Annotated in this window: 22 protein-coding genes and 4 tRNA genes; 16 read left to right on the forward strand and 10 right to left on the reverse strand. The window is 44.2% G+C overall.

The features are described from left to right. Positions 1–22 precede the first annotated feature (22 nt). From Q4592_RS16965 to Q4592_RS16980, 4 genes are all read right to left on the reverse strand, one after another. A tRNA-Leu gene (locus Q4592_RS16965) sits at positions 23–107 on the reverse strand. 43 nt (positions 108–150) lie between these two features. Then, positions 151–226: transfer RNA gene (locus Q4592_RS16970), tRNA-His, on the reverse strand. Between the two features lie 33 nt (positions 227–259). Then, positions 260–336 (reverse strand) — tRNA-Arg (locus Q4592_RS16975). Positions 337–382: 46 nt separating this feature from the next. Next, positions 383–459, reverse strand: a tRNA-Pro gene (locus Q4592_RS16980). Positions 460–804: 345 nt separating this feature from the next. Here Q4592_RS16980 and Q4592_RS16985 point away from each other — a divergent pair. The 3 genes from Q4592_RS16985 (at position 805) to Q4592_RS16995 (ending at position 4,299) form a co-directional block, all read left to right on the forward strand. After that, positions 805–2,469: a putative transporter gene (locus tag Q4592_RS16985; RefSeq protein WP_303515367.1), complete on the forward strand. Its 1,665-nt coding sequence runs from the start codon at positions 805–807 to the stop codon at positions 2,467–2,469. Positions 2,470–2,612: 143 nt separating this feature from the next. Continuing rightward, on the forward strand, positions 2,613–3,470 hold the full coding sequence (gene folD / locus Q4592_RS16990; RefSeq protein ID WP_137675362.1) for a bifunctional methylenetetrahydrofolate dehydrogenase/methenyltetrahydrofolate cyclohydrolase FolD: 858 nt from the start codon (positions 2,613–2,615) through the stop codon (positions 3,468–3,470). A gap of 100 nt (positions 3,471–3,570) precedes the next feature. Then, on the forward strand, positions 3,571–4,299 hold the full coding sequence (locus tag Q4592_RS16995; RefSeq protein WP_303515368.1) for an ABC transporter substrate-binding protein: 729 nt from the start codon (positions 3,571–3,573) through the stop codon (positions 4,297–4,299). Between the two features lie 44 nt (positions 4,300–4,343). Here Q4592_RS16995 and cysS read toward each other — a convergent pair whose 3' ends face one another. After that, the gene (gene cysS / locus Q4592_RS17000) at positions 4,344–5,723 is read right to left on the reverse strand and encodes a cysteine--tRNA ligase (RefSeq protein ID WP_303515370.1); all 1,380 of its coding nucleotides are present in this window, start codon (positions 5,721–5,723) and stop codon (positions 4,344–4,346) included. Positions 5,724–5,875: 152 nt separating this feature from the next. Between cysS and Q4592_RS17005 the strand changes: the two genes are divergently transcribed. The 3 genes from Q4592_RS17005 to Q4592_RS17015 all read left to right on the forward strand — a co-directional run bounded on the left by Q4592_RS17005 (position 5,876) and on the right by Q4592_RS17015 (position 7,911). Next, positions 5,876–6,373, forward strand: a complete 498-nt coding sequence (locus Q4592_RS17005) for a peptidylprolyl isomerase (protein ID WP_303515371.1) — start codon at positions 5,876–5,878, stop codon at positions 6,371–6,373. A 6-nt stretch (positions 6,374–6,379) separates the two neighbouring features. Further along, on the forward strand, positions 6,380–7,123 hold the full coding sequence (lpxH, locus tag Q4592_RS17010; RefSeq protein ID WP_137675358.1) for a UDP-2,3-diacylglucosamine diphosphatase: 744 nt from the start codon (positions 6,380–6,382) through the stop codon (positions 7,121–7,123). Between the two features lie 191 nt (positions 7,124–7,314). Then, positions 7,315–7,911: a Yip1 family protein gene (locus Q4592_RS17015; RefSeq protein ID WP_137675357.1), complete on the forward strand. Its 597-nt coding sequence runs from the start codon at positions 7,315–7,317 to the stop codon at positions 7,909–7,911. A gap of 53 nt (positions 7,912–7,964) precedes the next feature. On the opposite strand, the gene rluB is transcribed toward Q4592_RS17015, so the two are convergent. Genes rluB through Q4592_RS17040 form a run of 5 tightly spaced genes read right to left on the reverse strand, consistent with a single transcriptional unit; the run spans position 7,965 to position 11,704 of the window. Next, positions 7,965–8,825 carry a 23S rRNA pseudouridine(2605) synthase RluB gene (gene rluB / locus Q4592_RS17020; RefSeq protein WP_137675356.1) on the reverse strand — a complete coding sequence of 287 codons (861 nt, stop codon included), beginning with the start codon at positions 8,823–8,825 and terminating at the stop codon, positions 7,965–7,967. 26 nt (positions 8,826–8,851) lie between these two features. After that, a complete protein-coding gene (scpB, locus tag Q4592_RS17025; RefSeq protein WP_137675355.1) occupies positions 8,852–9,406 on the reverse strand; it encodes an SMC-Scp complex subunit ScpB in 555 nt (184 codons plus the stop codon). After that, positions 9,407–10,216, reverse strand: coding sequence for a ScpA family protein (locus Q4592_RS17030; protein ID WP_303515376.1), 810 nt, complete (start codon positions 10,214–10,216; stop codon positions 9,407–9,409). Further along, positions 10,217–10,837: an L-threonylcarbamoyladenylate synthase gene (locus tag Q4592_RS17035; RefSeq protein WP_137675353.1), complete on the reverse strand. Its 621-nt coding sequence runs from the start codon at positions 10,835–10,837 to the stop codon at positions 10,217–10,219. A 42-nt stretch (positions 10,838–10,879) separates the two neighbouring features. After that, the gene (locus tag Q4592_RS17040; protein ID WP_303515377.1) at positions 10,880–11,704 is read right to left on the reverse strand and encodes a PHP domain-containing protein; all 825 of its coding nucleotides are present in this window, start codon (positions 11,702–11,704) and stop codon (positions 10,880–10,882) included. Positions 11,705–11,946: 242 nt separating this feature from the next. Here Q4592_RS17040 and Q4592_RS17045 point away from each other — a divergent pair, with 242 nt between their 5' ends. The 10 genes from Q4592_RS17045 to galU all read left to right on the forward strand — a co-directional run bounded on the left by Q4592_RS17045 (position 11,947) and on the right by galU (position 20,959). After that, positions 11,947–13,530 carry an anthranilate synthase component 1 gene (locus tag Q4592_RS17045; protein ID WP_137675351.1) on the forward strand — a complete coding sequence of 528 codons (1,584 nt, stop codon included), beginning with the start codon at positions 11,947–11,949 and terminating at the stop codon, positions 13,528–13,530. Continuing rightward, complete coding sequence (locus tag Q4592_RS17050; protein ID WP_137675350.1) at positions 13,520–14,116, forward strand: aminodeoxychorismate/anthranilate synthase component II; 597 nt, start codon at positions 13,520–13,522, stop codon at positions 14,114–14,116. The genes Q4592_RS17045 and Q4592_RS17050 overlap by 11 nt, the downstream gene beginning before the upstream one ends. Next, positions 14,116–15,120, forward strand: coding sequence for an anthranilate phosphoribosyltransferase (gene trpD, locus Q4592_RS17055; RefSeq protein WP_303515382.1), 1,005 nt, complete (start codon positions 14,116–14,118; stop codon positions 15,118–15,120). Before Q4592_RS17050 ends, trpD begins: the two co-directional genes overlap by 1 nt. After that, positions 15,117–16,499, forward strand: a complete 1,383-nt coding sequence (gene trpCF, locus Q4592_RS17060) for a bifunctional indole-3-glycerol-phosphate synthase TrpC/phosphoribosylanthranilate isomerase TrpF (RefSeq protein WP_303515385.1) — start codon at positions 15,117–15,119, stop codon at positions 16,497–16,499. The genes trpD and trpCF overlap by 4 nt, the downstream gene beginning before the upstream one ends. Before the next feature lie 51 nt (positions 16,500–16,550). Further along, positions 16,551–17,741 carry a tryptophan synthase subunit beta gene (gene trpB, locus Q4592_RS17065; protein WP_303515388.1) on the forward strand — a complete coding sequence of 397 codons (1,191 nt, stop codon included), beginning with the start codon at positions 16,551–16,553 and terminating at the stop codon, positions 17,739–17,741. Further along, entirely contained in the window at positions 17,741–18,547 is an 807-nt protein-coding gene (gene trpA / locus Q4592_RS17070) for a tryptophan synthase subunit alpha (protein WP_303515391.1), read from the forward strand. The genes trpB and trpA overlap by 1 nt, the downstream gene beginning before the upstream one ends. A 70-nt stretch (positions 18,548–18,617) precedes the next feature. Then, positions 18,618–19,181: a septation protein A gene (locus Q4592_RS17075; RefSeq protein ID WP_303515393.1), complete on the forward strand. Its 564-nt coding sequence runs from the start codon at positions 18,618–18,620 to the stop codon at positions 19,179–19,181. Position 19,182: 1 nt separating this feature from the next. Beyond that, a complete protein-coding gene (locus tag Q4592_RS17080; RefSeq protein WP_303515395.1) occupies positions 19,183–19,482 on the forward strand; it encodes a YciI family protein in 300 nt (99 codons plus the stop codon). A 137-nt stretch (positions 19,483–19,619) separates the two neighbouring features. Continuing rightward, the gene (locus Q4592_RS17085) at positions 19,620–19,892 is read left to right on the forward strand and encodes a helix-hairpin-helix domain-containing protein (RefSeq protein ID WP_303515398.1); all 273 of its coding nucleotides are present in this window, start codon (positions 19,620–19,622) and stop codon (positions 19,890–19,892) included. 170 nt (positions 19,893–20,062) lie between these two features. Continuing rightward, on the forward strand, positions 20,063–20,959 hold the full coding sequence (gene galU / locus Q4592_RS17090; RefSeq protein ID WP_303515400.1) for a UTP--glucose-1-phosphate uridylyltransferase GalU: 897 nt from the start codon (positions 20,063–20,065) through the stop codon (positions 20,957–20,959). Positions 20,960–21,360 lie beyond the last annotated feature (401 nt).

Raw genomic sequence — 21,360 nt, forward strand, 5'->3', positions numbered from 1 at the left:
TTACCCACGCTTACACCAATAATGGTGCGGAAGGAGAGACTTGAACTCTCACACCTTGCGATACTAGAACCTAAATCTAGCGCGTCTACCAATTCCGCCACTTCCGCAAAACTATTTTCGCAACATTGCTATGGCAATGTAGTCGAATAATGGGGTGAGTAATGGGGCTTGAACCCACGACAACCGGAATCACAATCCGGGGCTCTACCAACTGAGCTATACCCACCACAAACTTTTCGTGCTAATTAAAGCACATATTTGGCGCACCCTGTAGGACTCGAACCTACTACCTACGGCTTAGAAGGCCGTTGCTCTATCCAGATGAGCTAAGGGCGCATCTTTAGCGTCAAATAACCCAGTGTAAACACTAGGCTTTAAAATTTGGTCGGTGATGAGAGATTCGAACTCCCGACCCTCTGGTCCCAAACCAGATGCGCTACCAAGCTGCGCTAATCACCGATTTGTTTAAAGCACTGCTTTGTGCCCTTCAACGGAGGCGAATACTACCCACTTGGATGGTCAGCGTCAAACAGTTTTTAACGCTTATTTACCGATTGGTTACAGCATAGCCAAATTGAGTGGTTTTCGACAGTATCGCGCTCCATTTATCATCAACTTACCTTCTATAAAGGTTAGATGAGCTTACAGCACTCTCCTCATTCTAAACGCAACAAGTGATTATTAAGATCATTGTTATTTGTTAATCCAAATCAAAAGGCTAATACGACTAAAGTAGTAGTCTTTGGCTGTTTTATAAAACACACATTAAACACAACTCAATTGTTACAGTTGGAATGGAATCTCATGAGTGATGTAGCGTTATCCATCTTGGTCTTATCGGCCGTGGCTGTTATTGGCCTTTGGTTTGGTGGCTTAAAAATTCGCGGTGTTGGCTTAGGCATTGGCGGCGTATTATTTGGCGGCTTATTTGTTGGCCACTTTATTAAGCAATTTGGTTGGCACCTCGACCCCCATGCCCTGCACTTTATTAAAGAATTTGGCCTTATTCTGTTTGTTTACACTATTGGTATTCAAGTAGGTCCAGGTTTCTTTGCTTCCTTAAAAGCCAGTGGACTAAGGCTTAATTTGCTCGCCGTTGGCATTGTATTGCTTGGCGGTGTGACCGTCGTAGCCTTACATTATATCTTCGATCTTCCTTTAAATGTCTTTTTAGGCATATATAGTGGCGCAGTAACCAATACCCCCTCTTTAGCGGCCGGGCAGCAAATATTGCAAGAACTAGGCATGGCAACCGAGGACACAACTGTGCTTGGTTTGGGTTACGCCATGGCTTACCCCTTCGGCATTCTAGGCATCTTACTAACGATGTGGATTATTCGCTTAGCCTTTAGAATAGACATAGATAAAGAAGCTGAAGAGTTTGACAACGCTAAAGGTAAAAAGAAGCAAAGCCTATTAGACATCAATGTCATCATTGAAAACCCCAATTTGAATGGCTTAGCGTTTTCTGATTTAAGTAAGCTTATTGGTGAAGATGTTATTTGCTCGCGAGTTAAATCGGATGGCGAGCTTAAAGTCCCTAGTCCCGACATGCTTATGCACAAAGGCGACTATCTGCACTTAGTTGGGCCCAGCCGGATTAAGTTAGACCAGGCCACATTGATTATTGGCCAGGAAATTAGCGAGTCATTATCCACCAAAGGTACACTACTTCGTAGTGAACGGGTGGTGGTTACTGAAGAACGTATTCTTGGTAAAAAACTTAGTGAACTCGATTTAAAACACAGTTTTGACGTTATCATCTCGCGACTAAACCGTGCCGGTGTGGAGCTAGTTGCCAACAAAGACACCATCTTACAGTTTGGTGACATTTTAAATATTGTCGGCCCCAGTGAAGACATCGAAAAAGTGGCAAAAAGCCTCGGTAATGTGCGCAGTAAACTACAACACGTACAAATGCTACCTATCTTTATAGGCATTGGTTTGGGTGTATTGTTAGGCTCTATGCCTTTGGCTATTCCAAGTTTGCCAGCCCCTCTTAAACTCGGTTTAGCCGGTGGGCCGCTAATTGTAGCCATTATATTAGCCCGAATCGGTAGTATAGGTCGCTTATATTGGTTTATGCCACCGAGTGCCAACTTGGCCTTACGAGAAATAGGTATTGTGTTGTTCTTAGCGGTGGTAGGAATTAACTCAGGCGCTAACTTTATTGAAACCTTAGTAGAGGGTGACGGCTTAAGTTGGATGTTCTACGGCGCGTTTATCACCTTAATCCCATTGTTAATCATTGGGTTTATTGGTCGTTACATACTTAAAGTTAACTATCTCAGTTTATGTGGCTTAATGGCTGGATCAATGACCGATCCACCAGCCTTAGCTTTTGCTAACTCAATTCACAGCACTTCTGGTGCTTCAGCGCTTGCTTATGCCACTGTTTACCCTTTGGTGATGTGTTTACGCATCTTATCTCCCCAGGTTATTGCCGTGTTGCTTTGGGTAGCAGCGTAATCTTAAAGGCCCGCTTAAAGCGGGCTTTTTCATTCCGTGACTAATAAAGCCACAATTCTCTTCAAAAAAATCTGACATTTTTTCGCCTATCATGCCAAAATAGCGCCCTCTAACATCGCCAATCATTCGTTAAAGAAGAATCAATGTCTGCACAAATAATTGATGGAAAAAAAATAGCCCAGCAAGTTCAAGATAAGGTTGCTGAACGGGTAAAGCAAAGAGTCGCTGAAGGAAAACGTGCTCCTGGACTCGCGGTAATTTTGGTGGGTGATAATCCCGCCTCTCAAGTATATGTAGGCAGTAAGCGCCGAGTATGTGAGGCCGTTGGCTTTATTTCTAAATCAATCGATTTAGATGACAATACTGATGAGCTAACGCTATTAGCAGAGATTGACAAACTAAACGATGACCCACTAATAGACGGTATTTTAGTTCAACTACCGCTACCAAAAGGCATCGATGAAACCAAAGTGGTTGAGCGTATCCGTCCAGATAAGGACGTTGATGGCTTTCACCCCTACAATATTGGCCGCTTAGCCCAGCGCATTCCCGCTTTGCGTCCATGCACCCCTAAAGGCATTATCACACTAATCGAATCTACCGGTGTAAGCCCTTATGGCTTAGAAGCCGTAGTGGTTGGTGCATCGAACATTGTGGGTCGACCAATGACCTTAGAGTTGCTACTTGCGGGTTGCACCACCACCACATGTCACCGCTTCACTAAAGACTTAGAAGCACACGTGCGCCGCGCTGATTTAGTGGTAGTTGCCGTTGGCAAGCCGCAATTTATTCCTGGTGAGTGGATTAAACCAGGAGCGATGGTTATCGATGTAGGTATTAATCGCTTAGATAGCGGAAAACTAGCCGGCGATGTTGAGTACGAAGTAGCGCGTCAAAACGCAGCGTTTATTACGCCTGTACCGGGCGGCGTTGGCCCAATGACAGTAGCCACCTTGATTCAAAATACCTTAGAAGCCTGCGAAGAGTTCCACGACCAATAGTTAAAACTGGCGAGTACTTTACTCAAAGTATTCGCCTTTTCTAATGCAACTTAATCAAAAGTAAGCTAATTTTAAACAAGGAACTTGACTAGGATAGCTTATGTTCGGCCGTTACTTATTGGCAATTTGTTTGTTACTGCCCTTAGCCTCTAAGGCGACCACAATTAATTTTGTAACGGAAAACCTCCGCCCATTTAACTACGTTGAAGACGCTCACCTAACCGGTATTTCGGTTGAATTACTGCGCTTAGTTTGGCAGGAAATGGGCGAAGACCCACAACCGATTAAAGTAAAAACCTGGGAAAAGGCCTACTACTTACTGCAACATCGGCCTAATATGGCCTTGTTTTTGACTATGCGCAGCCCGCGTAGAGAACACATGTTTCATTGGGCCTGCCCAATCACCACCTCTGATATCGAGTTAATTGCCTTAAAGTCACGCGCCATAGAAATAGACGAAGTTGGCTCTGACTCAAAAATTTTATATGGCGCAATGAAAGCCGGTGTTGGTGAACAGTTGTTGCTCTATAAAGGTGTAGAGTTTGAACAGATATCGTTAACTGATGATCTTGAGAAAGCCCTACGAATGTTAAAGCGTGAGCGAGTTGACGTGATAGCGTCTGAACCAGAAGTAATTAACCAAACCGCTGCAGCTTTAGGTTTTGAAGAAGAGTTGTTTGAATCAGTTTATCCACTTGGAAAACTTGAAGGTTGTTACGCCTTTAGTCAAGGCACAGACCCTGAGTATTTAGAACGATTTCGCCGAGCACTGTCAAAAGTCACAGCCACCGAGCAATATCAACGCCTGCTAGATAAATACCAGATGTAAAAAAGGCAGCCTAAGCTGCCCTTTTGTTAGTTTGAATACTTTATCTAAGCCTTACGCCAAGTAGTTCCGCCCGCTCCATCTTCTAGCACAATGCCCATTTCACTTAAGCGATTACGCGCAATGTCTGCCGCGGCCCAATCTTTGTTAGCTCGGGCTTCATTACGGGCAACAATCAGTGCTTCAATCTCAGCTACTTCGCTATCGTGTTCACCTTGTAAAAAGCTATCTACGTCTTGATTAAGAACACCTAGTACGCTGCTTAACTCAAGTAACAAACTGGCATATTGCCCAGCCAACTTCAGATCGCTTTCTTTAACACGGTTAATCTCTTTGGCTAACTCAAACAATACCGGTAAGGCTTCTGGCGTATTAAAGTCATCGTCCATCGCCACTTTAAATTGCGCTCGGTAAACTTCGGCCTTTTCTCCCGCAATATCTTGCAGTTCAACTCCGCGTATAGCGGTATATAAACGCTCTAGTGCTGAGCGAGATTGCTTAAGATTATCTTCTGAGTAGTTCAATTGGCTGCGGTAGTGGCCAGACAATAAGAAGTAACGCACGGTTTCCGGGTCGTACACTTCTAGCACGTCTTTAATGGTGAAGAAGTTCCCCAAAGATTTCGACATTTTTTCTTTGTCTACTTGCACCATGCCTGAGTGCATCCAATAGTTCACATAATTGGTTTTATGGGCACAGCAAGACTGGGCGATTTCATTCTCGTGATGAGGAAAGGCTAAATCTGAGCCACCACCATGAATATCGAAAACATCACCAAGGTGCTTCATGTTCATTGCAGAACATTCAATGTGCCAACCTGGGCGACCGTTTCCCCAAGGCGATTCCCACATTGGTTCGCCCGGCTTAGCGCTTTTCCACAACACAAAGTCTAAAGGGTTACGTTTATCTTCTTCTACTTCTACCCGCGCGCCCGCTTGCAGCATTTCAAGGTTCTGCAAGCTCAGCTTTCCATAGTCAGCAAAAGTATTCACTTCAAACAATACGTCACCACTATTGGCTACATATGCGTGACCATTAGCTATCAGCTTCTCGATTACCTCAATGATCTCAGGCATGTGAGTGGTTACACGTGGCTCTATATCTGGGCGTAGCATATTTAGAGCGTCAAAGTCGGCATGCATAGCATCGGTAAAACGCTCAGTCAGCGCTTCACAACTTTCGCCATTTTCAGCCGCACGTTTGATAATCTTGTCGTCAACATCAGTGATATTACGTACAAAATTTAATTCATAACCTGACCAACGTAAGTAACGTGCTACGGTATCGAAAGCGGCGAAGGTGCGAGCATGGCCAATATGGCAGTAGTCGTAAATGGTCACTCCACAAACATACATACCCACTTTCCCTTCTTCTAAAGGTTTAAAAGCTTGTTTCTTGCGGGTTAAGGTATTGTATATCTGTAACATCTAATTGTTTTCCTGTTCCATCTACGGGTAAATTCTTAAGCTGGCTATTCTACCATCGCCGATAAGGAAAAACAGCCGATTTAAGCACTGTGACTAGTCACTGCGCATGGGAAAGTTTAGAATCGGTTCACTTACCAAAAAAGGCTGAAAAAATGGTTACTTTACACACAAACTTTGGCGATATCGTTGTTAAATTAAACACTGCAGAAGCGCCTGAAACATCTAAAAACTTCTTAGCTTATGCAAACGACGGTTTTTACACTGACACTATCTTCCACCGTGTTATTGACGGTTTCATGGTTCAGGGCGGTGGTTTTGCTGCTGGCATGGAAGAAAAAGAAACCAATGCGCCAATTAAAAACGAAGCGAACAACGGTTTATCAAACAAAACCGGTACTTTAGCAATGGCACGCACCATGGATCCTCATTCGGCTTCTGCTCAGTTTTTCATTAACGTGAATGACAATACCTTTTTGGACTTTAAAGCAGAAACTACCGAAGGTTGGGGTTACTGCGTATTTGCAGAAGTGGTTGAAGGCATGGACGTAGTAAACAAAATTAAAGGTGTAGATACCGGCAACTTTGGTTACGTTCACTCTGATGTGCCACTAGAAGAAGTGGTTATTAAATCTGTAAGTGTTGCGGAATAAGCCTAGGTGCTAACCTATTTTATTGCGGATTTACATCTTAGTGACGATCGGCCCGATATCATTCGGGCCTTTCTAGACTTTATTGAGCAACAAGCCCCAAAAGCTGACGCGCTGTACATACTAGGCGACTTGTTTGAGTTTTGGATTGGTGACGATGATAAAACGCCCGTTGCTAAACAAGTAGAATTAGCCTTAAAAGCCCTAAGCGATTCTGGCGTACCTAGCTACTTTATTCATGGTAATCGAGACTTTATGGTTGGCAAAGCCTACGCTAAACGCTGCGGCATGACATTGCTCGAAGAAGAGAAGCTTGTTGATTTATACGGCAAAAAAGTACTCATTCTTCACGGTGATACACTGTGTACAGACGATGTAGGTTATCAAGAATACCGCGAAGTCACTCAAAAGCTTTGGTTAAGAAGACTGTTTTTACTACTGCCCTTGTTTGTTCGGCAACGCATTGCCAATAAAATTCGCAGTAAAAGTAAGCAAGCGAATACCAGTAAATCATTGGGTATTATGGATGTTAACCAACAAGCAGTTGAGCAACGTTTTGCCGAGCAGCCAATTGACTACATGATTCATGGGCATACCCACCGCCCAGAGATCCACCAGCTAGCATTAAGCGGTACCAAATACCGTGTAGTATTAGGCGATTGGTATCAACAAATGAGCATATTAAGCGTTGATAACAACGGTTTAGTTTTAACGGCGAATGGTCAGGCTCAGAAGCTTGAGCTTGGTCAATAAAATCAACATTAAGCATTAGCGCTTTGCTATTGCCATTTGTTATAAAAATAGCGCAAAATCTAGCCTAATCAATCATTAAGCACCGCCAAAGCCGATTTGTTTATTTTATAAACTACTTGACGACTTAGCAGTCATCACGCATAACTTAATTATTAATGTTGCACTAATGTTAATTTTGCGAGGATGCGCCTATGTTATTTAGTCATGTTTGGGGACTAGCTTCACATACAAAAGAAGAATGGCAAGACATTGATAAGCACCACGAAGGGATCGGAGCGAGCTTATCTCACTTATTATTAATGGCATTAATTCCTGCCATTTGTGGTTACTTTTCTACGGTACATATTGGCTGGAAAGTAGGAGCAAATAGCTTCTCACTCACCAGTGAAAGTGCGGTGTTTATGTCTGTTGCGATGTATGCAGCATTGGTTACGGTGGTATTGTGCTTAGCCTACGCCGCGTTATGGATGGCAAAAACCTTTAATACCGATACCACTTACCAACAAACTCTAGAACTATCAGCTTACGTTGCTACACCAGTGTATATGGTGGGCTTTGCAGCGCTCTATCCTGAACCTTGGTTTGTTATGGTGGCAGGCTTAGTAGGCGTTACTTACGCTATCTACTTACTCTACACGGGAGTACCAATTATTATGCATATCCCTGAAGAGCGCGGATTCATCTTCGCCAGTAGTTTAGTTACCGTAGGCTTAGTGATGTTAGTGACAGTACTTATCTCAACGGTAATTCTGTGGTCTAGCGGGGCTGGGCCCATATTTGCTAACTAACTCCTTCTGCAATAAAAAAGCTCGCTAATTAGCGAGCTTTTTTACATATGCTGTTATTTTAATCGTCTTCTTTTTGCCGCTTGGCTTTGGGTACGTGAGCGATGCTTTCGTACTGACTTTCTAATACGTTGGCTACTACGCACTCTGTCATCAATCTTAATAACAGTATTCTCTTCTTTGCTTAACTGCACCAAACCACGCAAGTAGTTAACTTGCTCTAAAGGCATTTCCTGCCAGCCGCTGCGAGGCAAACCTTTAGGTAATGGAATTAAACCATAGCGTACACGAATCAAACGGCTAACCTGCATGCCTTGTGATTCCCACATTCTACGCACTTCGCGGTTTCGGCCTTCACTTAAGGTTACTGAGTACCACTGATTGATACCTTCACCGCCTTGACGCCTTACCGTGGTAAACGCAGCACGACCATCTTCTAGCTCCACACCACTGCGTAACGTTTGAATGACTTCGTCATTTACATCGCCAAATACACGCACGGCATATTCACGCTCAACTTCAAAGCTTGGGTGCATTAAGCGATTAGCTAATTCACCATCGGTTGTAAACAACAACAGACCAGAGGTATTAATATCTAAACGACCTACTGCAATCCAGCGACCATGTTGTAAGCGTGGCAAGCGGTCAAATACCGTCTCACGACCTTCAGGGTCGCTTCGAGAACAGATCTCACCTTCTGATTTGTGGTAAGCCAGTACTCGACAAATAGTATCTTCCACTTTCTGAATGTCGATAACTCGACCATCCACTCTAACTTCTGCCCCTTCTTCGATGCGGTCACCTAACTTGGCGATAGCCCCATCTACGCTAACTCTCCCTGCGTCTATTACAGCTTCCATCTCACGACGTGAGCCTAAACCGCTACGGGCCAGGACTTTTTGAAGTTTTTCACTCATTTTTCTTATCCGAATGATAAAGTGCGCTAAGTCTGAAAGTCTTGCGGCAGTTTTTCAAGTAAAGATTGATCTAATTCTGGCAAATCAGCCAGATCTTTCAAACCAAAGTAATCTAAGAAGTTGTTAGTGGTAGCAAACAAGGTAGGTCTGCCGGGTATTTCTTTATGGCCAACACTGCGGATCCAATGACGTTCTTTAAGCACGCTAATGATATGGCTACTCACCGCAACCCCACGAATAGCTTCAATCTCACCGCGAGTAATAGGTTGCCGATAAGCAATTAAGGTCAGTGTTTCTAACATGGCGCGGCTAAACTTGGGGGCTTTTTCGGCCCATAAATTAGCCAAATGCGGAGCATACTGTTGCCGAGCTTTAAACTGAAATCCGGAAGCTGTTTCAACTAATTCAATGCCAGAATCTTGGTAACGTTGCACTAATTCTTCCAAAATCATGTTAACCTGGGTACGAGCTAAACCCACCTCGGCCAATACCGTTGCTTGTAGTTCCTTAACACTAAGTGGCCGGCCAGCAACAAACAAAGCAGCTTCGACTAGTTTCACTAAATTGGGTTTTACTGTCATCTATACTTCTTCCGCACTAACAAGTATGACTTGAATCGCCATCAATGGCTGGCTTTGTACGCACTTAATATAGCCTTCCTTAATCAACTCAAGAATCGCCAGGAAACTCACCACTAAACCGCTACGCCCTTCATCTAAAGAGAACAGTTGAGTAAATTCAACAAATTGATGCGCTTGTAATTTAGCAAGAATGTCACTCATACGTTGTCGTGTTGATAATTTCTCACGCTTTATCTCGTGGTGCTCAAAATTAACCACTCGCTGAGCAATCCCTCGCATAGCTTGCAGCAATTCATCCATGGTTACTTCTGGGTAGATAACATTCACCGGTAGCTCATCGGGTTTAGCCACCAAAGCATCAAAAGTATCTCGTTGTTGCCGCGGCAGTGTGTCTAGCTTTTCGGTCGCGTCTTTGTACAGTTCGTATTCTTGCAAGCGCCTAATTAACTCAGCACGCGGATCAAGCTCTTCTTGTTCATGCTCTTGAACCGGCAGCAAAGTACGCGATTTTATTTCTGTCAGTAAGGCTGCCATTACCAAGTACTCTGCCGCCAGCTCTAGTTTCAGCATACGCATGGCTTCAATGTATTCCATGTATTGTTGGGTAATGGCCAATACTGGCAAGCGTTCTATATCGAGTTTTTGCTTGCGAATAAGGTACAGCAATAAATCTAGAGGCCCTTCAAACTGCTCAAGAATAACCTCCATAGCATCGGGTGGGATAAACAAGTCATCGGGAATATCCAGCCAAGGCTCGCCATTTACACTGGCAAGCGTTAGCTGTTGAGTAGGCGAAAGCTTATCTTGCATTTATTCGAAGGGGCTGGTGTCGCCCGCGCCGCTACGAAGCACTTCAGGTTCATCTTCCGATAAATCAACCACCGTTGTAGGTTGCTCTCCTAGATAGCCGCCATTAATAATGAGATCAACTTGGTGTTCTAAGTCATCACGGATTTGCTCCGGATCAGACTCAGTCAAGTCATTACCCGGAAGAATTAAGCTCGAAGACATTAACGGCTCGCCAAGCTCTTCTAGCATGGCTAAGGCAATTTTGTTGTCGGGCACTCGAATACCGATAGTTTTACGTTTAGGGTTTAGTAAACGGCGCGGTACTTCTTTGGTTCCCTTAAAAATAAAGGTATATGGCCCAGGAGTATTATTACGCAATAAGCGGTAAGCCTGATTGCCCACTCGCGCGTATTCCGATAATTCTGACAAATCGCGGCACATTAAAGTGAAATGGTGGCTTTTATCTAACTGACGAATTCGACAAATGCGCTCTAACGCAGCCTTGTCACCAATATGGCAACCAATGGCATAGCCTGAATCCGTGGGATAAATCACCACACCACCCTGCTTAATAAGGCTAGCAGCTTGTTTCATTAAACGCTGCTGAGGGTTGTCTGGATGCACATAGAAAAATTGACTCATAACGATCCCTGCTATTACGAATGCCCCATTGGCATTTGCAGATTATTGATTTTGCCAGCGCTGCCAAATAGGCTGACATTTCTCGGGTAAGTGTAAACCTCTACCCAGTTCTCGCCAAGGAGAAGGATGATGAAAATCTGAACCCTGCGAAGCACTTAGGCCATGTTGTTCCGCTAATTCGGCAAGCCACTTCAACTGGTCTTTGGAGATTTGCGGCATGGCTATTTCCATACCGTCTCCGCCTGCATCAGCAAACTCGGCGACCAGTTTACGGATCCACTTATTCGATAAGTCATAATGAGTAGGATGCGCTAATACTGCCATTCCACCCGCTTGATGAATAACCGCTACTGCCTCGGCAATGCTCATCCAGTTATTCGGCACATAGCCGGTATTACCGCGGCTTAAATACTTATCGAATACCTTATTGAAACTGCTGGCTATGCCCCGCTCTATCAATACCTTAGCAAAATGTGAGCGAGTGATAGGCGCAGTACCTGCCAAGCTTTTAGCCTCACTATAAACATCATCGATACCGGCCTTTTCTAAACGGCGGCTCATCTCTTGAGCCCTTATTTCACGCTTATCTCTTTGCTCAAGCAAATGCTGTTGAAGTAGTGAATTTGAGGTATCCAGATTTAAACCTACTACGTGAATGTCAAAGGCATGCCAAGCTGTAGAGATTTCAGTACCGGCGATAATTTGTAGGTGTTTTGCGCTCGCTTTTGCTTCGGCCACGCCATCGGTTGTATCGTGGTCAGTAATAGCCAAAACGTCGACTTGCATGTTTTCAGCACGCATTACTATTTCCGTTGGCGTTAAGCCGCCGTCGGAGGCAGTAGTATGGCAATGCAAATCAAATCGCATTAAATTTCCTAATATTTTTCTTGACTTGGTTATGTCATTTACAGTTAACTTAGTTTATCAGAATGACTTAGGATAAACATGACAACTTTTCTTCTTACCAACAAATCTTGGTGGTGGCGCACTCCGAAATAAACGGGTGTGAGTTGTTGTATTTCCAATACATTTTACAGAACAACAAAAAGCCCGCTTAACGCGGGCTTTTTTTATATTTACGCTACGGCCTTATCCAGGAGTAACGAACCATGAGTAATCACCCTAGGGTGCAGCTAAACAACCAAGTGATAGATGCTAGCTATGTGCACGATCCGCTAAGCCTCTATCAAGAATTGTGTAAAGAAAGCCAGCACAACGTATTGCTAGAGTCTTCAGAAATTGACAGTAAAGAGAATTTACAGAGTTTGATTTTGGCCGATGCGGCGCTAAAGATTACGTGCACCGGGCGGCAAGTAAACTTCTCTGCTATTTCGCTGAATGGTGAAGCAGTAATAGCCGCAATAGCGAGCAAAACCGACGCTTCTCTTATTACCCAACAATCTGCCACTCAACTGGTTCTACACTACCCTCTCCCAGCCACTAATCTAGATGAAGATTCTCGCTTAAAAGCAAATTCTCCGGTCGATGCTTTGCGATTAATAATTGCCCTTTATGGCGATCTTACCGAGCACGACAAGGGTGTATTTATCGGAGGGGTATTTGCCTATGACTTTATTGCCAGCTTCGAGCAACTTCAAGACGTAGCCGAAAGCACTAACATCTGCCCAGATTACCAATTTTATCTAGCTGAAACCTTATTGCTCATTGATCATCAAGAACAAGTAACCCATTTGATTGGTTCACTCTATCATGACGATGAACAAGCGCGTATCAACCAACGCTTAGCGCATTTGGTTGAGCTGTGTGAACATGAGAATCACCAACAAGCTGAGCCCGACTTTAGTGGCTACCAAGGTAAAATTGAAGCAGATATTAGCGACCGTGATTTCTGCCAAAATGTTGAAACCATGAAAGACTACATTCGCCAAGGCGACATCTTTCAAGTGGTTCCCTCTCGCAGTTTCAAACTCTCTTGCCCAGACAGCTTAGCCGCTTATAGAGAACTTAAAATCACTAATCCAAGCCCATACATGTTCTATTTGCAAGATAGCGAATTTGTATTGTTTGGCGCCTCCCCTGAAAGCGCCATTAAATATTCTGCAAACAGCCGAGATGTAGAAATTTACCCCATTGCCGGCACCCGCAAACGCGGTTTTAATGACGATGGTTCAATTAACCGTGATTTAGATGGCCGCTTGGAGCTAGAGCTGCGCTTAGACAAAAAAGAAACCGCTGAACACATCATGCTGGTTGATTTAGCACGCAACGACGTAGCCAGAATCAGTGAACCTGGTACTCGCCATGTAGCCGATTTGCTTAAGGTAGACCGCTATAGCCACGTTATGCACTTAGTATCTCGAGTCATTGGTACTTTACGCAGCGATTTAGATGCACTGCATGCTTATCAAGCATGTATGAATATGGGCACCTTAGTGGGTGCGCCAAAAATTAGAGCAGCTGAGCTGATTCGCTCGGTAGAACAGCAACGCCGAGGCAGTTATGGTGGCGCGGTAGGTTATCTTGCAGGTAATGGTGACATGGATAGCTGTATTGTTATTCGTTCAGCCTTTGTAAAAGATCAGGTCGCCCATGTTCAAGCTGGCGCAGGTGTCGTGTATGATTCATTGCCACAAGCAGAAGCAGACGAAACCCGCAGTAAAGCCGCTGCTGTATTAAATGCCATTGCCCGCGCCCACGGCTCTACTTTGAAGGACGTTAGCCATGACTCATAGTGTATTTTTACTCGATAACTTTGACTCATTCACTTACAACTTAGTGGATCAGTTTCGTAGCCAAGGTTTAGATGTGCGAATTTACCGTAATCATTTGAGCGCCAGTGAAATCAAACAGCATATAGACGACAGTCCGACTCCACCGGTATTAGTGCTTTCTCCAGGCCCCGGTAACCCACAACAAGCTGGCTGCATGTTAGAGCTGATTGATTTGTGTAAAGGCCAAGTGCCCATTATTGGCATTTGCTTGGGTCATCAAGCGCTAGTAGAAAGCTACGGCGGCGTGGTAGGTAAAGCCGATGAAATTGTTCACGGTAAATCGTCGGCCATTGACCACGACAACAAACTCATGTTTGAAGGGCTTACCAACCCACTGCCGGTGGCACGTTATCACTCTCTCGTCGCCACCTCTATGCCAGAGGGTTTAACAGTAAGCGCGCATTACCAAAAGATGCCAATGGCAATAATTAATGAAGCCGATAAAGTCGTGGGCTTTCAGTTCCACCCAGAATCCATTTTAACCAGCGAAGGGGCAACGTTGTTAGCCCGCAGCCTAGACTGGGCAACACAGCAGGAGCAAACGTAATGCAGGCTATTTTAGAGCAGCTATATCAAGGACAAAACCTTAGCACCGAGCAAGCACAGCAAGTGTTTAGTCAAGTGATTCAAGGTGAAGTAGACCCTATTGTATTGTCATCACTACTTACCGCTTTAAAAATTAAAGGCGAGCAACCACAAGAAATTGCTGGCGCGGCTAAAGCCTTGTTAGACAATGCAGCGCCGTTTCCTAGTCCTGATTACGACTTTGCCGATATTGTAGGCACTGGCGGTGATGGCCATAACACCATTAACATATCCACCACCTCAGCATTTGTGGCAGCCAGCCTTGGGGTAAAAGTGGCAAAACATGGTAACCGCAGTGTATCCAGTAAATCAGGTTCGTCTGATTTATTAGCCGCACTGGGTATCAATATTCAGATGACACCAGAAACAGCACGCCGCTGTTTAGACGAATTAGGTTTGTGTTTCTTGTTTGCGCCGCAATACCACGCAGGGGTACGCCATGCCATGCCGGTTCGCCAAACCCTAAAAACGCGAACCATTTTTAACGTGCTTGGCCCGCTAATTAATCCAGCTCACCCTACTATGGAAGTCATGGGCGTTTATGATCCAGCGCTTGTTTCACCTATTGCCCTAACCCTGCAACAGCTGGGCATGAAAAAAGCCATGGTGGTGCATGGCGCTGGCCTAGATGAGGTGGCAATACATGGCCCCACTCAAATTGCAGAGATTAATGGTAGTGAGATTAGCCAATATACCTTAAACCCTGCTGACTTTGGGGTTGAGCAAGCAGACTTAGCGGCGATTAAAGGCGGAACCCCAGAAGAAAACAAAGCGATTACCCTAGACCTATTGCAAGGTAAAGCCACCGCCGCTCAGCAAGCCGCTGTAGCAGTAAACGTGGCAATGCTTCTAAAACTAGCGGGTAAAGCTGATAGCGTCGCCCAAGGCGTTCAAATGGCCATAGATGAAATGGCCTCTGGTCGACCATTGACCCTAGCAAACCAATTGGCGGAGATGAGCCAGTGAGCCAACAACTAGAAAAACAAGCCACCATTCTCGACAAGATTGTGGCAGATAAAGAAATTTGGTTAGCCGAGCGTATGCAACAGCAACCTTTAGCCAGCTTTATTGACCAAGTTGAGCCCACCGAGCGCAACTTTTATCAAGCCTTGAGCGGCAGCCCAGCTAAGTTTATTTTGGAATGTAAAAAAGCCTCTCCTTCGAAAGGTTTGATTCGCCCTGAATTTGATTTGGATTTAATTGCTGGCGTATACAAAAACTACGCAGCGGCCATTTCAGTGCTTACCGATACCAAGTATTTTCAAGGAGAATTTGACTACGTTACGCAAGTTCGTGAGCAGGTTGAGCAACCGGTATTGTGTAAAGACTTCTTCATTGACGAGTACCAAATTTACCTTGCGCGTTACTACAAAGCTGATGCCATTTTGTTGATGTTGTCGGTATTGGATGACAACGAATATCGCCTATTGGCTAACGTGGCCCATAAACTCAACTTAGGTGTACTCACAGAAGTGAGTAACCAACAAGAGCTAGAGCGTGCCGTAGAGTTAAATGCCAAAGTGATTGGAATAAATAATCGTAATTTGCGCGATCTTTCGATTACTTTAGACCGTACTCCTGAACTAGCGAAGCAGATCCCTGAAGATAGAATCATTATTTCAGAATCAGGCATCTACCAACATCAACAAGTTCGCGAGTTGGCTAAATATGCTAACGGCTTTTTAGTGGGTAGTTCGCTAATGAGCAAAAATGATGTGGATATGGCCTGCCGTAGGCTCATTTTAGGCGAAAACAAAGTATGTGGTTTAACCCGTGAGCAAGATGTACAAGCGGTTTACCAAGCTGGTGCGGTATACGGTGGTTTAATTTTTGCCGAAAAATCTCCACGCTGTGTAGATTTAGCGCAAGCCGAACAGCTAGTGAAAGCCGCTCCGCTTAATTTTGTGGGTGTGTTTGTAAATAGCTCAGTAAATAACGTAGCAACGATAGCCAATCAGTTACAACTTCACGCGGTGCAATTACACGGCGATGAAGATGAAAGCTACATTGAACAACTAAAAGCGCAACTTGATAGCAGCTTGGTATGGAAAGCGCTGGGCGTAAGTGAACAACTGCCTAGTGCACCTAACAATGCCGACAAAATACTGTTCGACAGTAAGGTCGCAGGGCAAAGTGGCGGCACAGGCCAAACCTTTGATTGGCAATTATTAGGTGAGCACAGTCAAGGTGCGATGTTAGCTGGCGGTATAAGCCCAGCGAACATTCAAGACGCATTAGCGTTTGCTGCCGCCGGGTTAGATTTAAACTCAGGAGTAGAGCAATCTCCGGGAATAAAAGACCCTGCAAAAATTGAAGCGGCATTTGAGAAAATTAGACAGTACTAATCTGCCAAAGATTAGGACACGTTAGCCAATTATTAAGAGTAAGAATCAACAATGAATAAATTAGATCCCTATTTTGGCGAATTTGGTGGCCAGTTTGTACCACAAATTTTAGTGCCTGCTCTCGATCAATTAGAGCAAGCATTTATTGATGCCCAGCAAGACCCAGAGTTTTTGGAAGAGTTTAATGGTTTGCTCAGTGAATATGCTGGCCGACCTACCCCGTTAACGCTATGTCGCAACTTAGCTGCCGGAACAAAAACCAAAATTTACCTTAAACGTGAAGACTTACTTCACGGTGGTGCCCATAAAACCAACCAAGTATTGGGCCAAGCTCTACTCGCAAAACGCATGGGGAAAAAAGAAATTATTGCTGAGACTGGCGCTGGCCAGCATGGCGTTGCTACAGCGTTAGCCTGTGCGTTACTGGGGTTAAAATGCCGCGTTTACATGGGTGCGATTGACTGTGAGCGCCAAAAACCCAATGTGTTTCGCATGAAACTCATGGGCGCAGAAGTTATTCCCGTTCATAGCGGCTCTTCTACGCTTAAAGATGCCTGTAACGAAGCCTTGCGAGACTGGGCTGGCAGTTACGACACTGCCCATTATTTATTAGGCACTGCGGCAGGGCCTCACCCTTTCCCAACCATTGTACGCGAATTTCAAAAGATGATTGGCGAAGAAGCCAAACAGCAGATTATTAAAGCAGAAGGTCGTTTACCCGATGCGGTTATCGCCTGCGTAGGGGGCGGTTCCAATGCTATTGGTATGTTTGCCGACTTTATTAAAGAGGAAGACGTTCAATTGATTGGCGTTGAGCCTGCCGGCAAAGGTATTGATACCGACCAGCATGGTGCACCACTTAAACATGGTCGAAAAGGCATGTTTTTTGGAATGCACTCGTTATTGATGCAAGATCCTAACGGCCAAATTGAAGAGTCATACTCAATTTCAGCAGGTTTAGATTTCCCATCGGTTGGTCCTCAACATGCCCATCTTAATGCGATTGGTCGTGCAAGTTATGAGTCAGCCACCGACGAAGAAGCATTAGCAGCCTTTCAAGCCTTAGCAGAGAGCGAAGGTATTATCCCAGCCCTAGAGTCTGCCCACGCGTTAGCTTATGCCCTTAAATTGGCGGAGCAAGATAAAGACAAAGAACAGATTCTACTGGTGAACTTATCGGGTCGTGGTGATAAAGACATTTTCACCGTGGCTGAAATTTTCGAAGAACGAGGAAGCCTATAATGACTCAACGTTACGCTAATCTATTCCAGCGTTTAAGCGCTGAAAAACAAGGTGCCTTTGTTCCTTTTGTTACGTTGGGCGACCCTGATGTGGAACAATCCCTAGCGATTGTTGATGCTCTGATGGAAGGCGGTGCTGATGCGCTGGAACTCGGAATTCCCTTTTCAGATCCAGTAGCTGATGGACCAACCATTCAAGGTGCAAACGTACGCGCTTTAGCCTCGAATGTTACCCCGCCAAAGTGCCTAGAAATGCTCACAGCAATTCGTGCAAAATACCCAGAAGTACCTATTGGCCTGCTGCTTTACGCGAACCTAGTCTATTCAACCGGTATTGAAACCTTTTACCAAAAATTAGCGGCAGCTGGCGTAGATTCGGTGTTAGTCGCCGATGTACCAATACGTGAATCTGCGCCATTTAGAGAAGCAGCTAACAAACACGGTTTGCAAAGCATTTTTATTGCACCGCCAAATGCTGATGATGAAACCTTAGCGAAAGTAGCTGAGTACGGCCAAGGTTATACTTATCTAGTTAGTCGTGCTGGTGTCACTGGTGCAGAAACCAAAGCTGGCGTGCCTGTTGGCAAACTGCTTAGTAAATTGAAGCAATTCAATGCCCCCCCAGCCTTACTTGGGTTTGGTATCGCTACACCCGAGCAGGTTGCTGAAACGATAGAAGCAGGCGCTGCGGGAGCAATCTCTGGTTCGGCAGTGGTAAAAATTATCGAGAATAACCTAGATAACAAACCGCTAATGCTAGAAACCCTGCGTGGTTTCGCTAGCTCAATGAAAGCGGCTACCGTTTAAGCACGCTTCTTGATACTATCAAAAGCCGCTTTTTAGCGGCTTTTTTATTAACCGCGACTACTGAGGAATTATGAAACAGTTTTTCGAGTTTATTCCCCTAATTATCTTTTTTGCTGTCTACAAAATGCAGGACATTTATGCCGCTACCCTGGCACTAATAATTTCAACTGCGATATTGCTGGCTATTTCTTACATTAAAAATAAGAAAGTTGAGAAAATGCATCTCATCTCTTTTATTCTGATTTTGGTTTTTGGTGGCTTAACCCTAATTTTACGCGATGACGACTTTATCAAGTGGAAACCAACGGTCATCAACTGGATTTTTGGACTGGTTTTATTAGTGAGTCAATTTGCTTTCGGCAGCCCATTGATTAAAAAAATGTTAGGTAAAGAGATGACCCTTCCCGATCAAGTTTGGTCAAAAGTAAACGTTGCCTGGGCATTGTTTTTTATCGCCTGCGGTACCTTGAACCTCTATATTGCATTTACTTATTCAGAAGAGTTTTGGGTAAACTTCAAGGTGTTTGGTTTACTCGGGTTAACACTAGTATTTACCGTAGGAACTGTTGTTTATTTGTATAAACACTTACCTAAAGATCAGCAAGAGTCTTTATCTCAGAAAAAGGATAGTTAGCATGTGGTACGTAATTTATGCCCAAGACGTTGATAACAGTTTAGAGATGCGCAAACAAGCTCGTCCGGCTCACTTAGAAAGACTGAATAGTTTGCTTAATGAAGGGCGCTTATTAGTCGCAGGACCAATGCCAGCGATTGACGCTGAAGACCCAGCTGAAGCTGGCTTTACTGGCTCAACAGTGATCGCCGAATTTGCCAGTCTCGAAGAGGCACAGAGCTGGGCAGATGCAGACCCATATGTTGATGCAGGGGTTTATGCCAAAGTAACTGTTAAACCCTTCAAAAAAGTACTTCCCTAGTCTATTAAAAGGCGAGTCTCTCTCGCCTTTTCTTCACTTTCACTTCGATTTTCTAGCAATTTCACTCAAATGAGTGATTCACCTATTTGGTTGTTGCCCTACATTTATTCATGGTTTTATCAAAAAGGAGAATAACCATGAAATTCAAACAACTACTCATCGCTATAGTATTCAGTGCAATTGGCCTAGGCAATGCTTTCGCCAATGAACCCACTGCCCAACTTAACCTAAATACCGCCAGCGCTGAGCAACTTGATGGGCTAAAAGGAGTAGGAATATCAAAATCAGCGGCCATTGTTAAATATCGTCAGCAAAATGGAAACTTCAAAAACGTAGAGCAAATTGTATTAGTTCCAGGCATAGGTGAGAAAATTTACCTAGATAATAAAGATCGAATGTATGTCGACTAACTCCTAAACAAGCATCGTCCGCAGCTAGTTGCATAAACTAGGGCGACTGCTCTTCTTCTCGTAAGTCTTTAATTATATATCCCCACAGATCTGATTTATCACAATTTAAAATGTCACTTTCACATGTTACATTAGCCCAGCATTTACCATTACTTTTCAAGAGACTGAAAATGACCATAAGAGTACGAAAAGCTGTACTGCCAGTGGCTGGACTTGGCACAAGGATGTTGCCAGCAACGAAAGCTATTCCCAAAGAAATGTTGCCGATAGTAGACAAACCGTTGATTCAGTATGTGGTTCAAGAGGCAATCGCCGCTGGCATCAAAGAAATCATCTTAGTGACCCACTCAAGTAAAAATTCAATCGAAAACCATTTCGATACCAGCTTTGAGTTAGAAGCCACACTTGAAAAACGCGTCAAACGCCAATTGCTTGAAGAAGTGCGTTCGATTTGCCCTAAAGACGTAACTATCATGCACATACGCCAAGGTGTCGCAAAAGGACTGGGGCATGCCATTCTCTGTGCTCACCCCCTTATTGGCGATGAACCTTTTGCCGTGTTACTACCAGACGTTGTACTTGATGACTCCACTTCAGATCTTCGTACTGAAAACTTGGCGGATATGGTTGCTAAGTTTAATCAAACGGGTTCTAGCCAAGTAATGGTTGAAGCTGTTGCTAAAGAGGATGTAAGTAAGTTTGGTATTGTCGATATTGACGGCAAGAAGCTTACGCCAGGTGAATCAGCAGACATGATAGGCTCTGTGGAAAAACCAGCTATTGAGGACGCACCTTCAAATTTAGCGGTTGTCGGTCGTTATGTACTCTCTGCACAAATCTGGAATGAACTAGAAAGAACCGCTCCAGGCGCTGGCGATGAAATTCAACTTACCGATGCAATCGACAGTCTAATGACTAAAGAAGCTACCCAAGCCTATTACATGGTAGGAAAAAGCCATGACTGTGGTAGCAAGTTTGGCTATATGAAAGCCATCGTTGAGTTCGGATTACGCCATCCTGAACTAAGGGATAGATTCACTAAATACCTATCTGAACTTAAGCTTTAAGCTACAACACTTCAAAGCGCTTAACTAGCGCTTTGAAAGCCCTCCCCAACATTTAGCCCTACCACAATTCAAATTATGAATAACCCTTCTTTTCTATAAGAACTTACTCTCTACTAGTAATAATCTTATTTTACTAATCGCTTTTCTATATCTCACAAAACAACTCCCTAAATAAGCAGCTAGCTACGCTAGAAAGGAAGCGCAACATCCCGTGTAGTCCATCATCAGAAAATAGCGAATAGGCTCAGTGGGTACAAGTGAGGGTGCCAGCCTTGCTAAGAAGCAAGCCAAAAAAACCATTGGTCTACCTTGTATGTTCAAGAAAGTGATAAGCGGGAAAGGGTAGAATAAAGCTCTTGTAAAAACGCAGAGTAAATTGCCAAACGTGATAAATCGCAGGC

This window comes from Agarivorans sp. 1_MG-2023 (assembly GCF_030548385.1).
Taxonomy (GTDB): Bacteria; Pseudomonadota; Gammaproteobacteria; order Enterobacterales; family Celerinatantimonadaceae; genus Agarivorans.

Bases quoted from the DNA above. Each gene is read 5' to 3' on its own strand.
- Q4592_RS16985 (WP_303515367.1), top strand. From the start codon at position 805: ATGAGTGATGTAGCGTTATCCATCTTGGTCTTATCGGCCGTGGCTGTT.
- folD (WP_137675362.1), top strand. From the start codon at position 2,613: ATGTCTGCACAAATAATTGATGGAAAAAAAATAGCCCAGCAAGTTCAA.
- Q4592_RS16995 (WP_303515368.1), top strand. From the start codon at position 3,571: ATGTTCGGCCGTTACTTATTGGCAATTTGTTTGTTACTGCCCTTAGCC.
- cysS (WP_303515370.1), bottom strand. From the start codon at position 5,723: ATGTTACAGATATACAATACCTTAACCCGCAAGAAACAAGCTTTTAAA.
- Q4592_RS17005 (WP_303515371.1), top strand. From the start codon at position 5,876: ATGGTTACTTTACACACAAACTTTGGCGATATCGTTGTTAAATTAAAC.
- Q4592_RS17015 (WP_137675357.1), top strand. From the start codon at position 7,315: ATGTTATTTAGTCATGTTTGGGGACTAGCTTCACATACAAAAGAAGAA.
- rluB (WP_137675356.1), bottom strand. From the start codon at position 8,825: ATGAGTGAAAAACTTCAAAAAGTCCTGGCCCGTAGCGGTTTAGGCTCA.
- scpB (WP_137675355.1), bottom strand. From the start codon at position 9,406: ATGACAGTAAAACCCAATTTAGTGAAACTAGTCGAAGCTGCTTTGTTT.
- Q4592_RS17030 (WP_303515376.1), bottom strand. From the start codon at position 10,216: ATGCAAGATAAGCTTTCGCCTACTCAACAGCTAACGCTTGCCAGTGTA.
- Q4592_RS17035 (WP_137675353.1), bottom strand. From the start codon at position 10,837: ATGAGTCAATTTTTCTATGTGCATCCAGACAACCCTCAGCAGCGTTTA.
- Q4592_RS17040 (WP_303515377.1), bottom strand. From the start codon at position 11,704: ATGCGATTTGATTTGCATTGCCATACTACTGCCTCCGACGGCGGCTTA.
- Q4592_RS17045 (WP_137675351.1), top strand. From the start codon at position 11,947: ATGAGTAATCACCCTAGGGTGCAGCTAAACAACCAAGTGATAGATGCT.
- Q4592_RS17050 (WP_137675350.1), top strand. From the start codon at position 13,520: ATGACTCATAGTGTATTTTTACTCGATAACTTTGACTCATTCACTTAC.
- trpD (WP_303515382.1), top strand. From the start codon at position 14,116: ATGCAGGCTATTTTAGAGCAGCTATATCAAGGACAAAACCTTAGCACC.
- trpB (WP_303515388.1), top strand. From the start codon at position 16,551: ATGAATAAATTAGATCCCTATTTTGGCGAATTTGGTGGCCAGTTTGTA.
- trpA (WP_303515391.1), top strand. From the start codon at position 17,741: ATGACTCAACGTTACGCTAATCTATTCCAGCGTTTAAGCGCTGAAAAA.
- Q4592_RS17075 (WP_303515393.1), top strand. From the start codon at position 18,618: ATGAAACAGTTTTTCGAGTTTATTCCCCTAATTATCTTTTTTGCTGTC.
- Q4592_RS17080 (WP_303515395.1), top strand. From the start codon at position 19,183: ATGTGGTACGTAATTTATGCCCAAGACGTTGATAACAGTTTAGAGATG.
- Q4592_RS17085 (WP_303515398.1), top strand. From the start codon at position 19,620: ATGAAATTCAAACAACTACTCATCGCTATAGTATTCAGTGCAATTGGC.
- galU (WP_303515400.1), top strand. From the start codon at position 20,063: ATGACCATAAGAGTACGAAAAGCTGTACTGCCAGTGGCTGGACTTGGC.